The organism is Rothia nasimurium (assembly GCF_004569295.1).
GTDB classification, from domain to species: Bacteria; Actinomycetota; Actinomycetes; order Actinomycetales; family Micrococcaceae; genus Rothia; species Rothia nasimurium_B.
The window spans coordinates 1-14,143 of record NZ_SPQC01000011.1 but is presented as its reverse complement, the minus strand read 5'-3'; the positions used below and the strand labels follow the sequence as shown (position 1 = coordinate 14,143).

At 61.4% G+C, this 14,143-nt stretch carries 12 protein-coding genes; all 12 read right to left on the bottom strand.

Features of this window, described 5'->3' with window-relative positions; all coding sequences use genetic code 11:
• Positions 1–22: 22 nt before the first annotated feature.
• Entirely contained in the window at positions 23–2,107 is a 2,085-nt protein-coding gene (locus E4U03_RS04225; protein WP_135011792.1) for a primosomal protein N', read from the bottom strand.
• A gap of 14 nt (positions 2,108–2,121) precedes the next feature.
• Positions 2,122–3,327: a methionine adenosyltransferase gene (gene metK / locus E4U03_RS04220; RefSeq protein WP_135011790.1), complete on the bottom strand. Its 1,206-nt coding sequence runs from the start codon at positions 3,325–3,327 to the stop codon at positions 2,122–2,124.
• Positions 3,328–3,332: 5 nt separating this feature from the next.
• Positions 3,333–4,631, bottom strand: coding sequence for a bifunctional phosphopantothenoylcysteine decarboxylase/phosphopantothenate--cysteine ligase CoaBC (gene coaBC / locus E4U03_RS04215; protein ID WP_135011788.1), 1,299 nt, complete (start codon positions 4,629–4,631; stop codon positions 3,333–3,335).
• Positions 4,632–4,644: 13 nt separating this feature from the next.
• Positions 4,645–5,031, bottom strand: a complete 387-nt coding sequence (gene rpoZ, locus E4U03_RS04210; protein ID WP_377129350.1) for a DNA-directed RNA polymerase subunit omega — start codon at positions 5,029–5,031, stop codon at positions 4,645–4,647.
• Positions 5,032–5,186: 155 nt separating this feature from the next.
• Positions 5,187–5,762 carry a guanylate kinase gene (gene gmk / locus E4U03_RS04205; protein ID WP_135011784.1) on the bottom strand — a complete coding sequence of 192 codons (576 nt, stop codon included), beginning with the start codon at positions 5,760–5,762 and terminating at the stop codon, positions 5,187–5,189.
• 8 nt (positions 5,763–5,770) lie between these two features.
• Positions 5,771–6,085 (bottom strand): integration host factor, actinobacterial type, encoded by a 315-nt coding sequence (mihF, locus tag E4U03_RS04200; protein ID WP_135011782.1) that lies wholly within the window; start codon positions 6,083–6,085, stop codon positions 5,771–5,773.
• Between the two features lie 242 nt (positions 6,086–6,327).
• Positions 6,328–7,170 carry an orotidine-5'-phosphate decarboxylase gene (gene pyrF, locus E4U03_RS04195; RefSeq protein ID WP_135011780.1) on the bottom strand — a complete coding sequence of 281 codons (843 nt, stop codon included), beginning with the start codon at positions 7,168–7,170 and terminating at the stop codon, positions 6,328–6,330.
• The gene (gene carB / locus E4U03_RS04190; protein WP_135011778.1) at positions 7,170–10,475 is read right to left on the bottom strand and encodes a carbamoyl-phosphate synthase large subunit; all 3,306 of its coding nucleotides are present in this window, start codon (positions 10,473–10,475) and stop codon (positions 7,170–7,172) included. Before carB ends, pyrF begins: the two co-directional genes overlap by 1 nt.
• A 12-nt stretch (positions 10,476–10,487) precedes the next feature.
• On the bottom strand, positions 10,488–11,651 hold the full coding sequence (gene carA, locus E4U03_RS04185; RefSeq protein WP_135011776.1) for a glutamine-hydrolyzing carbamoyl-phosphate synthase small subunit: 1,164 nt from the start codon (positions 11,649–11,651) through the stop codon (positions 10,488–10,490).
• A gap of 52 nt (positions 11,652–11,703) precedes the next feature.
• A complete protein-coding gene (locus E4U03_RS04180; protein WP_135011774.1) occupies positions 11,704–12,234 on the bottom strand; it encodes a hypothetical protein in 531 nt (176 codons plus the stop codon).
• A gap of 18 nt (positions 12,235–12,252) precedes the next feature.
• Positions 12,253–13,560, bottom strand: a complete 1,308-nt coding sequence (locus tag E4U03_RS04175; RefSeq protein WP_135011772.1) for a dihydroorotase — start codon at positions 13,558–13,560, stop codon at positions 12,253–12,255.
• A gap of 21 nt (positions 13,561–13,581) precedes the next feature.
• Positions 13,582–14,143, bottom strand: a 562-nt coding sequence (locus E4U03_RS04170) for an aspartate/ornithine carbamoyltransferase family protein (protein WP_416220612.1), incomplete at its 5' end; no start/stop codon positions are given.

Below are 14,143 nucleotides of genomic sequence, written 5' to 3'. Positions count from 1 at the left end.
GCTACCCAGGCACCGGGCAGACCTAGAGAATATCGAGCCCGTCGCAGCGTATCTGCACGGGCTCGCTCTTTTTCAGGGCAGCTAGCGAGGCCTTGATGGAGCGCAGGTGGTGGGTGAGTTTGGCTCCCACGGCGTAAGGGAAGAAGATAATGGCGCGGTAGAGATCGCTGTCGGCCTCCCCCTCGTAGTAGCCGGTTGAATCGGCCAGGGGCATGGGGCCGTTGACGCGGGCCTCATCGGGCAGGGTAATAGCCTCCAAAAAGACCTGCACGGCACGCTCACTACCGGTAATGGCGGCGGTGCGGACGGCCGGGGGCAGGCCAATCTCGGCACGCTCGTCTATTTCCCAGAGGGCAAAGCCCATGGGGTCCCAGCGCACCAGGGCTTCAAGAGCTGCGGAGGGGCTTGCCGTGGTGACGACGCGGCCGCCCACGGCAAAGGAGCGTACCAGGGCTGCCGCGTTCAACCAGCGCCGAAGGGCGGTTTCAGGGGCGCGCAGGGAGTCGAACTGAAGCATCCGGTCGGCATCAAGAAGCAGGGCGGCCGCATAACCGCCCTCAGCTACCGGTTCGCCGCCGGGGGTGGCGATGACCAGGGCAGGTTCTGGGCCGATACTGGTTTTGATGTTCTCGCCGCTGGAGGTGATTACCGGAACCCCTGGAAAGGCCCGCCCCAGTTCTTCTGCGGTTCGTAGGGCACCTGCGATACCGGTACGCCAGCGGTTAAACCCGCAGTCAAGACAGTGCCAGTGGTGGGCTAGATGTCCGCACCAGCCGCACTGGGGGGCACTCCCCCCGGCAGGCTGGGTCAGGGGGCCGCGACAGTTATCGCAGCGGGCGGGCATACGGCAGCGCTGGCAGGTCAGAGCGGGAATGTAGCCGGCACGGGCTACTTGAATCAGCACGGGTCCCGTAGCGAGGGCGTCCTTGGCTACGGCAAAAGCTTGGTGGGGTATGCGGGCAATAGCTGCCAGGGGGTCGCGGGCAAGCTGATAGTCGTCGCCGGTGGGCATGACCCGGGGAGTAAGAGACCTGACTAGGACCCGGTCTGCCCCCAGGAAGCTAGCCCAGCGGGTACGGACCAGGCGGGCAGCCTCGCTAGAGACCGCATACCCCATGAAGAGGGCCGCCGTCTTTTCGAGGGTGGCTCGCAGTAGAAGAACATCACGGGCCTGGCAGTAGGGGGCCCGCTGCTCAACCAGGGAAGAGTCCCCGTCGTCCCAGCAGGCAACCAGACCCAGGTTCGCTACGGGAGCGTAGGCGGCTGAACGAGTACCGATCACGATACGCACCTGGCCGCTTTGGGCTTTCAGATAACTGCGGTAGCGGGGGGTGGGCTTATCGTTGGCGGTCAACCACACAAAGGCGCTCTCGTCTACGAGCTCTTCGAGGGCGGCTGCGAGCCGGTCGAGGCTCTTATGGTCTGGTACAACGGCTAAGGCTCCCCTGCCGGTGGAGGCGGTAGCTACCAGGGCGGACGCCAGCAGCTGCTCCCAGCTCCGTTCAGGGTGGGAGGGCAGCACAGCCATCACTGCCCGGGCCTGATGCCCAGCAAGCAAATCCTCACAAAATTCTGCCCCCTGAGCGTAGTCGGTGAAGCCGGTGAGGTCTGGGCAGTCTGGTGTGGGCGCTTCAGCCGGGTCTTCGGACCCTATAAAAGCTTTCTCAACGCTAGCGACCCGCGGGGGTACAGCCAGGCGGAGCACATCGGGCACCAGCCCCGCGTAGCGCTCCGCTAGGGCATCGGCTAATTCAAAGACTTCAGGGGTAACAACAGGCAGGGGCGAAATCACCTTGTGCAGGGGTACCAGGCGGGCGGGGGCGTCCGAATGTTCTACCCGCTTCCGCAGCCAGCCGGTGACCTCTCTTCCCCCGAACTTAACCCGCACCCGCACCCCGGGCTGAGCCTCCTCGTCGAGGGCCGCTGGCACCCGGTAGTCAAAGAGCCTATCGAGGTGGGGCACGTGGGTGTCGATGTGCACGCGGGCAATCGGCAGCTGCACCGCGGCGTCCTCGGCTGCCGTGGAGCCGACCAGGTGCGCATCGGGTATGTCGAATCCCTGCAACAAATCTGGTTGCAGGGATTCGGGGGTGGGTGCCGTTGTCATACAGACATTTTAGCTTAGAGGCCTACAGCCGCCTTGAGTTCGCTGACGCGGTTGGTGCGTTCCCAGGTGAACTCGCGCTCTTCGCGGCCGAAGTGGCCGTTGGCTGCGGTCTTGGCGTAGATAGGACGGCGCAGCTCCAGGTCGCGGATGATGGCCAGCGGGCGCAGGTCGAAGACCTCGCGGATAGCCTGTTCAATCTTGAAGATTTCGACCTTTTCGGTGCCGAAGGTTTCAACGTAGATACCGACGGGGGCAGCCTGGCCAATAGCGTAGGCAACCTGAACCTCGGCACGGTCGGCGAGCCCGGCAGCAACGATGTTCTTGGCAACCCAGCGCATGGCGTAGGCGGCAGAACGGTCAACCTTAGAGGGGTCCTTACCTGAGAAAGCACCGCCACCGTGGCGGGCCATGCCACCGTAGGTATCCACAATAATCTTGCGACCGGTCAGACCAGCATCGCCCACGGGACCGCCCTGAACGAAGCGACCTGCGGGGTTGATGATGAACTTGGCCTGAGACGAGTCAAAGTCGAAGCTGGCCAGAACCGGCTCAATCACGTGCTGCTGAATATCGGCTGCAAGCTGGTCGAGGTCGTAGTCTGCGGTGTGCTGGGTTGAGACCACAACGGTATCAATCATGACGGGCTTGAAGTTCTCGTCGTAGCCCAGGGTGACCTGGGTCTTACCGTCGGGGCGCAGGTTGGGCAGGGTGCCGTCCTTGCGTACCTTGGTCAGCTGCTCGGCCAGGCGGTGGGCAACGTAAATGGGGGCGGGCATAAGCACTTCGGTCTCGTTAGTGGCGTAACCGAACATGATGCCCTGGTCGCCTGCGCCCTGGCGATCCAGGTCGTCAGCTGCGGTGCCCTGGCGGGCTTCGAGGGAGTTGTAAACACCCGAGTTAATGTCGGGTGACTGCTCGCCAATCGATACAGATACGCCACAGAATTCGCCGTCGAAGCCGTGGGTAGATGAGTTGTAGCCGATGTCGAGGATGGTCTTACGCACGATACTGGGGATGTCGACGTAACCGTTGGTGGTCACCTCACCCGCTACGTGCACTTGGCCAGTGGTAACCAGGGTTTCAACCGCTACGTTAGAGAGCGGATCAACGGTCAGCAGGGCGTCCAGAATTGAGTCAGAAATCTGGTCACAAATCTTGTCGGGGTGGCCCTCGGTCACGGACTCACTGGTGAATAAACGAAGATGATTATTTTCAGTCACGGTTTTTACTGTACTTCTCTCGGCTCGGTGGGGCTACTTGGTGAATGATTGTTGAATTCTTGCGCTATATGACGAAGTATTGCGCGGGAGACGTCGAGCTTGCTGCCCTGGAGGGGTACCTCGCGGTCATTCTGGCCCGAGAGCAGGGTAATAGTGTTGCTATCGGCTCCAAACCCCTGGGTTTCGCTCACGGTGTTCACCGCCAGGTAGTCGCAGCCCTTGCGCGCCAGCTTGGCGCGGCCGTAGTTGAGCGGGCTGGTGGTGGCATCCCCGGTCTCGGCGGCAAAACCAACGATAGTGTGGGGTGCTCGCTGCGGGTTTTCCTCGCGGTAGAGCACGGCTTCTTTGAGGACGTCAGGGTTGCGCACCAGCCTAATCACGGGGTCCTGGCCGGGGTCGTCCGTCTTTTTAATCTTGGCGTCCGCGTACTCTACCGGCCTGAAGTCGGCCACCGCCGCGGTCATAATCAGGACGTCAGTGGCTGCCAGGTGCTCAAACACGGCTTCGCGCAGCTGCAGGGCACTTGATACCCGGGTGACCCGGTGCAGGTTACCCGGTATCTCAACCTCCACATGAGCTGCAATGAGGTGTACCTGGGCGCCGAGTTCGGTAGCGGCAGTAGCAAGGGCGATGCCCTGCTTGCCCGAGGACCGGTTGCCCAAGAAACGCACAGGGTCAAGGGCTTCTCGGGTACCGCCGGCTGTAATGAGCAGGCGCTGCCCAGCTAGGGGCAGCCCACCTGCCTCAACCGACTGGCCCTCCCCCACGGCGTCCTGATTCCACCCCAAAAGGGATAGGGCCTGGGCATAGATGTCCTCAGGTTCAGGCAGGCGCCCCACCCCGGAGTCGGGGCCGGTCAGACGACCCACGGCAGGCTCAATAATGTGGTAGCCGTAGGATTTCAGGGTCGCTACGTTGGCCTGGGTAGCCGGGTGCTCCCACATTTGGGTGTGCATCGCCGGCGCTAGAATGACCGGGGCGTGAGTGGTCAGCACGGTTGCGGTCAGCAGATCGTTAGCCCGCCCAGCCGCTAAACGGGCCATGAGGTCGGCTGTCGCCGGGGCAATGATTACAGCGTCAGCCCGCTCAGCCTGCTGCACGTGATTGACCTCGGGAACCCGCTCAAAGACGTCCACCGACACCGGGTTGCCACTCAGGGCTTCAAGAGTAGGCTGCCCCACAAACTTAAGGGCAGCCTCGGTGGGCACCGCAATAACCTCGTGCCCGGCCTTACCAAAAAGACGAAGGAGCATTGCCGCCTTATAGGCAGCAATGCCCCCTCCAATGCCAATAACAACTCGCATGAGCTACTGCAGATTAGGCCTGATCTGCATCTTCAGCGTCGACGTATTCAACGAAGGGCTCGTCGATGTAGAAGTCGCCACCGGCCAGGAATGCGCTGGGCTCATCCTCGTGCAGCAGGGTGCCGTTTTCATCGAACTGGCCATCAGTAATATGGCGGGCCTCAATCAGGCCTTCGTTGATTTCACGCATAGCCACAGAGAGCGACTTCTCGTTGGGCTCAGAATCTACCAGGGGGCCTACGTGATCATACAGGTTCTCGTGAAGCTGTGAGTAGTAGGCGTTAATCTGGCGAGCACGGCGAGCACCAAAAATCACCAGACCGTACTTCGACTCAGCTTTTTGGATCAGAGCGTCTGCGCTGGGATTGATGATACCTTCATCGTTGTGTGCGTTTGCCACGTAAGACTCCATCTTGACTGTGCTTGCTCACCACCGGGTCTACCGGTGGCATAAAACTCTACCTATACTATCGGTCAACCGTTTTTTTGTCACGCAAAAGGGCGGCGGTGCAGGGGTGATATTCCCCTAAACCGCGGCCCTAGCGACTTCCTGGGTTACTTGCGGTGAGCACCCATGAGACGCACGATTTCTTCCGCCGCTTCTGCCACGGTTTCGTTGATGACGGTGTAATCAAACTCGGGCTCAGCAGCCAGCTCAATCTTGGCGGTATCGAGGCGAGCCTCCTGCTCCTGCGGGGACTCAGTTCCTCGACCAATGAGGCGGGATACCAGCTCGTCCCAACTGGGAGGAGCCAAGAAAATGAGCTGCGCTTCGGGCATGGTGTTGCGTACCTGGCGGGCACCCTGCAGGTCGATTTCAAGTAGGACGTGCTTACCGGCGTCCAACTGCTTCTGCACCATGGAGCGGATCGTGCCGTACTTGTAGGAGTTGTGCACGGTGGCCCATTCTAGCATCTGACGGTTCTTTACCATCGACTCAAATTCTTCGTCTGAGACGAAGTAGTAGTGCACGCCGTCCTCTTCGCCTGGGCGGGGGTCGCGGGTAGTGGCGGAGACAGAGAACCACACCTCGGGGTAGTGCTCACGAATGTAAGCAGAAACGGTTCCCTTGCCAACGGCGGTGGGGCCAGCTAGCACGGTCAGTTTAGGTGCGGCGGTCTGTTCAGCCATGGTTTCCCTTATCGGTCGAGAAGATTGATGAGTGCCTTGCGCTGGTGGATACCAAGACCACGCAGACGGCGGGACGCAGCAATGTTCAGTTCGTGCAAAATGTTCTCGGTACGAACCTCGCCCACACCCGGCAGGGAGGTGAGCAGGTCGGTTACCTTCAGTCTAGCGACTGCTTCGTCAGTTTCGGCGCGCTTGAGAACTTCTGCAATAGTAATCTGCTTGTTCTTAACGGCGTCCTTGATTTCGGCGCGGGTGACGCGGGCCTTCTTGGCCTTTTCGCGGGCGGCGGCGCGCTGTTCTTCTGTGAGGGGCTGAAGAGGCATAATTGTTGTCCTTCTGTGCGAGATGCCGTGTAAGGCAAAAGGGGTGGGGTGTGTTGGAATAAACAAGCAACCGAGCAGCTTTGCTCATTCTTGGGGGTTGTTGCTTATCTATTTGCGAACCAACAATTACAAAATACCATGTCAGAAACGGTTATGGAAGATAGTTACCCGTCGGTAACCTCTTTTAAAGAAAAATGGTGGGAATTTGTTTCAAATTCCCACCATTTTTGTTGGTCAAGACTCTACCGGGCGTTTACAAGCTCGTCACAAGCCTTTTCAGCAGCCTGACGCAGACCCTGGGCGGACGGTCCCGCCGCCAGCACACCTCGGCTCGAGTTCACCAGAACTTGGTTCTCGATACCGGCAAAAACGGTATAGAGGTCCTGGGCCGTAGCTCCCTGGGCGCCGAAACCCGGTGCCAGAATGGGCCCGTTGAAGGTTGAGAGGTCAATCTCTAGCTTCTGCAGGGCATCGGCAACGGTTGCGCCTACTACCAGACCGCAGGGGCCCATGACCTCCCACTGGCGCTGGTCGTTCTCGGCACGGGCTGCGGCGATGATCGATGCGGCAACAGATGAGGTACCGCCCATATGCTGTACGGTCTGCCCCTCGGGGTTCGAGGTCAGCGCCAGCACGAAGGTGCCCCGGTCATTGCGGTCGGCCAAATCAAGGGCCGGGCGCAGGGACTCAAAACCCAGGTAGGGGCTCAGGGTCACTGAATCGGTGCCCAGCGGTGAGGTCTCCCCTAGCCAAGCGTCCGCATAGGCTGCCATGGTCGAGCCGATATCGCCGCGCTTGGCGTCGGCAACAACCAGAACACCGGCGTCCGCAGCATCCCGCTGCAGTTGCTCGAGGGCAGCAAGACCCGCCGAACCGTGGCGCTCAAAGAGCGCCACCTGGGGCTTGAGGGCTGCGGCTACCTGGCCGCAGGCCTCAAGCACGGTCGAGGCAAAGGTGGTTAAGGACGCCGCGGTGTCGGGCAGCCCCCAGGCATCGAGCAGAGCGGGGTGGGGGTCAATGCCCACGCAGAGGGGGCCCTTCTCCCCCATGGCCGCAGCCAGGCAATCACCAAAACCGCGTGACATTAGGCCTCCCGAGCTTTCAGGGCAGCCTCAATGGAGGCGCCGTGTTCCTGCAGGCTCATGACGTCCCAGCTGTATTCGCGCAGGGCGTTAATACCCTGAACGGCTGCACCAAACTCAGAGACGGTAGTCATCACGGGGCAGCCTACCGAGGTAGCCGCGGCGCGGATCTCGTAGCCATCGCCGCGGGCCTGACCGCCGGAGGGGGTGTTGAAAATCAGGTCGATGTCGCCATCGCGCACCATATCAACGATGGAGCGCTCCCCGTCCTTGGTTTCTGCAATCTTGGGGACGACCAGGGACTCCACCCCGTTGCGGCGCAGAACGTCTGCGGTACCGCCGGTGGAGACAATCTCGAAGCCCAGCTGCTGCAGCATCTTTACGTAGATGATGGAGTTGCGCTTGTCACGGTTAGCTACAGAGACGAAGACCTTACCCTCGGTCGGCAGCTTAGAACCTGCAGATGCTTCAGCCTTAGCGAAGGCGGTATCGAAGTGGCGGTCCAGGCCCATGACCTCACCGGTTGAGCGCATTTCGGGGCCGAGCAGGGAGTCAACCACGATGCCCTCGGGGGTGCGGAAGCGGCTGAAGGGCAACACAGCTTCCTTGACCGCGATGGCGGTTTCGACAGGCAGGGTGGCGCCGTCCATGGTGGCGGGCAGGTAGCCTTCGGCCTTGAGATCTGCAATGGTCTTGCCGGTACCGATCAGAGCCGCTGCCTTAGCCATCTGTACGCCGGTTGCCTTTGAAACAAAGGGGACGGTTCGAGAAGCACGGGGGTTAGCTTCAATTACGTAGAGAATTTCAGAAGCTACAGCGAACTGAATGTTGATCAGACCGCGTACGCCCACGCCGGCGGCAATCTTGTAGGTTGCCTCCTTGACCTGCTCGATGACGTCCGGGCCCAGGGTGATGGGGGGCAGGGTGCAGGCGGAGTCGCCCGAATGAATACCGGCCTCTTCGATGTGCTCCATGACGCCGCCCAGGTAAAGCTCTTCGCCATCAAAGAGGGCGTCGACGTCGATTTCGACGGCGTCCTCAAGGAACTTATCGATCAGAGCGGGCTGGGAGGGAGAAACCTCGGTAGCGTTCTCCAGGTAGCGGGCCAGCTGGGCTTCGGAGTAGACGATCTCCATGCCGCGTCCGCCCAGAACGTAGGAGGGGCGCACCAGCACGGGGTAGCCGATTTCGTCCGCAATCTTCTTGGCGTTCTCGAAGGTGTAGGCGGTGCCGTTCTTGGGGGAAATTAGGCCGGCTTCTTCCAGCACGCGGGAGAATTCGCCGCGGTCTTCAGCCAGGTCGATAGCCTCGGGTGAGGTGCCCAGAATCGGGATGCCAGCGGCCTTGAGTTCCTGAGCCAGCTTGAGCGGGGTCTGGCCACCGAGCTGCACGAAGACGCCCAGCAGGCCACCGGTACGACGCTCAGCCTCAACGATTTCGAGCACGTCTTCCAGGGTAAGGGGCTCGAAGTAGAGGCGGGTAGAGATGTCGTAGTCGGTTGATACGGTCTCGGGGTTGCAGTTGACCATGACGGTCTCGTAGCCGGCCTCGCGCAGCACCATGGAGGCGTGGACGCAGGAGTAGTCGAACTCGATACCCTGGCCGATACGGTTGGGGCCGGAGCCCAGAATCATGATTGAGGGCTTCTCGTGGTGGGCTACCTCGTCCTCCTGGTCGTAGGAAGAGTAGTGGTAGGGGGTAAAGGCCTCAAACTCGGCGGCGCAGGTGTCGACGGTCTTGAATACGGGGCGGATGTTCAAGGCGTGGCGGATACCGCGCACCACTGCCTCGCTCATACCGAGAATTTCACCGATCTGAGCGTCGGAGAAACCGTGACGCTTGGCCAGGCGCAGGGTGCGCTCATCCAGGGTCTTAGAGGCGGCGATTTCTGAGGCAACCTCGTTGAGGAGCACCAGCTGGTCGAGGAACCAGAGGTCAATGGCGGTTGCCTCGTGCATCTGCTCGACGGTAGCACCAGCCAGCAGGGCTCGCTGGACCTGGAAAATACGGTCGGTGGTAGCGGTCTTGCTCTGCTCAATCAGGGCGGCCAGTCCGTCCGCACCGAGTTCGGGGTTGTCGAAGCGGAAGGTTGAGCCCTTCTGCTCCATGGAGCGCATGGCCTTCTGCAGGGCTTCGGTGAAGTTGCGGCCCAGGGCCATGGCCTCGCCCACCGACTTCATGGTGGTGGTCAGGGTGGGATCCGCTGCCGGGAACTTCTCGAAGGCAAAGCGGGGAACCTTGACCACGACGTAGTCGAGGGTGGGTTCGAAGGAGGCCGGGGTCTTCTGAGTGATGTCGTTGGGGATCTCGTCCAGGGTGTAGCCCAGGGAGAGCTTGGTGGCGATCTTTGCAATCGGGAAGCCGGTTGCCTTTGACGCCAGAGCGGACGAGCGGGACACGCGGGGGTTCATCTCGATGACGATGACGCGGCCGGTTGCCGGGTCGATGGCGAACTGGATGTTACAGCCGCCGGTGTCAACGCCGACCTCGCGAATCACGTTGATGGCGATGTCGCGAAGCTTCTGGTACTCGCGGTCGGTGAGGGTGAGAGCGGGAGCTACGGTGATGGAGTCACCGGTGTGTACGCCCACGGGGTCGAAGTTTTCGATGGAGCAGACGACAACCACGTTATCGTTCTTATCTCGCATCATTTCCAGCTCGTATTCCTTCCAGCCCAGGATGGATTCTTCGAGCAGGACCTCGCTGGTGGGGCTGTACTGGATACCGGCACCGGCGATGCGGTGCAGGTCTTCTTCGTTGTAGGCCATACCCGAGCCCAGACCGCCCATGGTGAAGGAGGGGCGTACGACCATGGGGTAGCCCAGTTCCTTGGCGGCTTCGAGGGCTTCTTCCATGGTGTGCACGATGACGGAGCGGGCAGATTCGCCGCCGGCACGCTCAACGACGCCCTTGAAAGCCTCGCGGTCTTCGCCCAGGTTGATAGCTTCGATGTTGGCGCCGATGAGCTCTACGCCGTACTTGTCGAGAATGCCCTGCTCATCGAGGGAGATAGCCGCGTTGAGGGCGGTCTGGCCACCGAGGGTGGGCAGAATGGCGTCGGGCTTTTCCTTGGCAATAATCTTTTCGATGACCTCGGGGGTAATCGGTTCGATGTAGGTGGCGTCGGCGAACTCGGGGTCGGTCATGATGGTGGCCGGGTTGGAGTTGACCAGAATGACGCGCACGCCTTCTTCTTTGAGAACGCGCAGGGCCTGAGTGCCCGAGTAGTCGAATTCGGCGGCCTGACCAATGACAATCGGGCCAGAACCGATGACGAGGATTGAGTTGAGATCGTTACGCTTCGGCATGGTTCGGTGTCCTTAGTTCTTCTTCTCGAGCATGAGATCGATGAAACGGTCAAAGAGGTAGGCAGCGTCGTGGGGGCCAGCGGCTGCTTCGGGGTGGTACTGCACCGAGAAGGCGGGAATGTCGAGGCAGCGGAGGCCTTCGACCACCTGGTCGTTGAGGCCCACATGGGAGACTTCGACTCGGCCGAATTCTTCGTTGGGGGCAGTGACGGCGCCGTCCAGCGGGGCGTCTACGGCGAAGCCGTGGTTCTGGGCGGTGATTTCTACCTTGCCGGTGGTGCGGTCCATGACGGGCTGGTTGATACCGCGGTGGCCGAAGGGCAGCTTGTAGGTACCGAAGCCCAGGGCACGGCCCAGCAGCTGGTTGCCGAAACAGATACCGAAGAAGGGAGTGCCGGTGCGCAGGACGGACTGCAGGAGCTGGACCTGGTCGTCCGCGGTTGCGGGGTCACCGGGGCCATTGGAGAAGAAGACACCGTCGGGGTTGAGGGCGGTGATGTCTTCGAAGGTGGCGGTTGCGGGCAGCACGTGCACGCGGACGCCGCGCTCGGCAAAGCGCTTCGGGGTCATTGCCTTGATACCCAGGTCGAGGGCAACCAGGGTGGCCTTGACGTCGCCGTCCCAGCCCTGGTCAGCGGGCTCTACGATGTAGGCCTCTTCAATAGAAACGGAGTCAGCCAGCTTCTGGCCCTTCATTTCGGCTGCTGCCTGTACTTGGGCAACCAGGTCTGCCAGGGGAAGCTCGGCGTCCGCCCCGGTGAAGATACCGGCACGCATGGAACCGGCGCTGCGCAGGTGGCGGGTCAGGGCGCGGGTGTCGATGCCCTGGATGCCGACGATTCCCTGCTCTACCAGTTCCTCGTCGAGGGAACGCTCAGAGCGCCAGTTAGAGGGGCGGCGGGCGGCGTCGCGTACGGCGTAACCTGCAACCCAGATTTTGCGGGATTCGGCGTCCTCGGTATTGACGCCGGTGTTGCCGATATGGGGTGCGGTCTGAACCACGAGCTGCCCCGCGTAGGAGGGGTCGGTCAGGGTTTCCTGGTAGCCGGTCATGCCGGTTGAGAAGACCGCTTCGCCAAGAGTCTTGCCGGTGGCGCCGTAGCTTTCGCCGCGGTAGAAGGTACCGTCTTCAAGGACGAGTACTGCTGCACGTGGGGTGGGTGCTGGGTGGGACATTCACACACTTCCTGTTGGTTGGTGTAGTCACCTGCAATCAGCAGGTGGAAACTTAGGGTCGGGCCAGGGTGTCGTGGCCGACGGTTGCCTGGGGCGCGATAGCTGCAACGGCATCGAGAATTGATTTTTTGTCAGCCGCATAGCGGGTGCGGAAGCCGGTATCGACGGGGTTGCCGTTGAGTGACCAGGAGAGGACGGCCAGGCCGTCTTTCTCGACGAACTTACCGTTAATACCGGCTTCGGTGCGCACACCGATAATGTCGTTGGCGGGAATCCAGATATCTTGGGAGCCGTTGCGCATGATGATGACAGCGTCCTCGTAGACGAAGAAGACGCCGCTTGATTTCACGCCTAGGGTGTTGGTGGCGATACGGTCGAGCCAGTCCCCCATAACGGTAGTGGCAACATAGGTGCCGGGTACCGCAAGCAGGGATTCGGCGTCGTCGTAGCGCTCAGGCACATCGAGCAGGGTGCCGGTGTGAACCTGACGCTGCTTCCTACTCTTCCAGCCCTGCCACATAGCCCAGAAGATGAGGGCGGCAACAAGGACCAGAATCAGGGTGGGAATTAGCTTGTCAGACACGGGCACTCTCCTAGCGGGTTACTTAGCGGACGGGGTGTTCAGTGTACCGTCGAGAACGGTGGGGCGACCGCCGAAGAAGGTGGCTATGACCGCGCCGGGCACTTCCAGGCCCCGGTAGGGGTTGTTCTTGCCCTTGGTGGCCTGGGCGGCGGGGTCGATGACGCGGGTTGCGGCGGGGTCGACCAGCACCAGGTGAGCGGGCTCCCCCGCTTCAAGCGGACGCCCCTGGTCGGCTGCTAGGCCGATTTCGGCGGGCTTGGTGCTCATGATGCGGGCAACGTCGGCCCAGGTGATGTAGCCGGTATCAACCAGGGTCTTCTGGATGATAGACAGTGCCTGTTCAAGGCCGGTCATACCGTTGGCGGCACAGGCCCACTCGCAGTCCTTGGATTCGGCGGGATGAGGTGCGTGGTCGGTGCCGATGATGTCGATGATGCCGTCGGCAACTGCCTGACGCAGGGCCAGCACGTCCTCTTCGGTGCGCAGGGGCGGGTTGACCTTGTAGACGGGGTCGTAGGTGCGCACCAGCTCATCGGTCAGCAGAAGGTGGTGGGGGGTAACCTCAGCGGTTACCTTGATGCCGCGTTCCTTAGCCCAGCGCACGATTTCAACGGAACCCTTGGTTGACAGGTGGCAGATGTGCAGGCGGGAACCAACGTGTTCAGCCAGCAGCACGTCGCGAGCGATGATGGATTCTTCAGCAACAGCGGGCCAGCCAGCCAGACCCAGTTCTGCTGACACCTTACCCTCGTTCATCTGGGCGCCTTCGGTCAGGCGGGGCTCCTGGGCGTGCTGGGCGATAACGCCGTTGAAGGTCTTCACGTATTCCAGGGCTCGACGCATCAGGGCCGGGTCCCAGACGCACATGCCGTCATCTGAGAAGACGCGCACCTGGGCGCGGGATTCAGCCATAGCCCCGATATCTGAGAGGCGCTCCCCTGCCAGACCCACGGTAACAGCACCGATGGGCTGAACCTTGACCCAGCCGGAGTTCTTACCCAGCTCGTAGACCTGTTCCACCACGCCGGCAGTATCGGCGACGGGGTTGGAATTAGCCATGGCGAAGACGGCGGTGTAGCCGCCCAGGGCTGCGGCACGGGTGCCGGTTTCGACGGTTTCTGCGTCCTCCTGGCCGGGTTCACGCAGGTGGGTGTGCAGGTCGACCAGGCCGGGCAGGGCAATAAGCCCCTGGGCCTCGACGACCTGGGCGGAAGCGTCCTCAAGGTTCTCGCCAATTTCAGCGATGAGGCCGTCCTTGATCAGAATATCGGCGGTTTTCTCACCTAGCAGTGAGGCGCCCTTAATGAGGTAAACAGATTCAGGCATTGTTTCTCTTTCGTCCAGGGCTTAGGAGCCGGGGTAGAAGTCGTGAGAGGAGCCGCCAGTCATGAGCAGGTAGAGCACCGCCATGCGTACGGACACGCCGTTAGTCACCTGGCGTAGCACCCAGGAGCGCGGCGAATCTGCTGCTTCGGCGCAGATTTCGAGGCCGCGGTTCATGGGGCCGGGGTGCAAGATAGCGGTTTCGTGGGCGGACGCGTCGAGGCGGGCAAAGCGCTCGGGGGTAAGCCCCCACAGGCGGGAGTATTCCTCGGACGAAGGGAAGAAGGCCGCGTTCATGCGTTCTTTCTGGATACGTAACATCATCACCGCGTCAACCCCCGATTCGATGGCGTCATCGAGGTTGTAGTAAATCTCTACCGGCCAGTTTTCGATATCTACCGGGAGCAGGGTGGGCGGGGCAACGAACTTGACGGTTGCTCCCAGGGTGTGGAGCAGCCAGAGGTTGGAGCGAGCCACGCGGGAGTGCAGGATATCGCCCACAATCGCTACCCGCAGACCCTCTAGGGTGAGGCCGCGGGTTGTGACGCCTTCAACCTGGGCCTTGAACTGGCGCAGGGTCATGGCG

What these genes read in the sequence shown, in the direction of transcription:
- carA (WP_135011776.1), bottom strand. Translation starts at nt 11,651, where the DNA reads ATGTCCCACCCAGCACCCACCCCACGTGCAGCAGTACTCGTCCTTGAA.
- mihF (WP_135011782.1), bottom strand. Translation starts at nt 6,085, where the DNA reads ATGCCTCTTCAGCCCCTCACAGAAGAACAGCGCGCCGCCGCCCGCGAA.
- carB (WP_135011778.1), bottom strand. Translation starts at nt 10,475, where the DNA reads ATGCCGAAGCGTAACGATCTCAACTCAATCCTCGTCATCGGTTCTGGC.
- gmk (WP_135011784.1), bottom strand. Translation starts at nt 5,762, where the DNA reads ATGGCTGAACAGACCGCCGCACCTAAACTGACCGTGCTAGCTGGCCCC.
- coaBC (WP_135011788.1), bottom strand. Translation starts at nt 4,631, where the DNA reads ATGCGAGTTGTTATTGGCATTGGAGGGGGCATTGCTGCCTATAAGGCG.
- E4U03_RS04175 (WP_135011772.1), bottom strand. Translation starts at nt 13,560, where the DNA reads ATGCCTGAATCTGTTTACCTCATTAAGGGCGCCTCACTGCTAGGTGAG.
- pyrF (WP_135011780.1), bottom strand. Translation starts at nt 7,170, where the DNA reads ATGTCACGCGGTTTTGGTGATTGCCTGGCTGCGGCCATGGGGGAGAAG.
- E4U03_RS04225 (WP_135011792.1), bottom strand. Translation starts at nt 2,107, where the DNA reads ATGACAACGGCACCCACCCCCGAATCCCTGCAACCAGATTTGTTGCAG.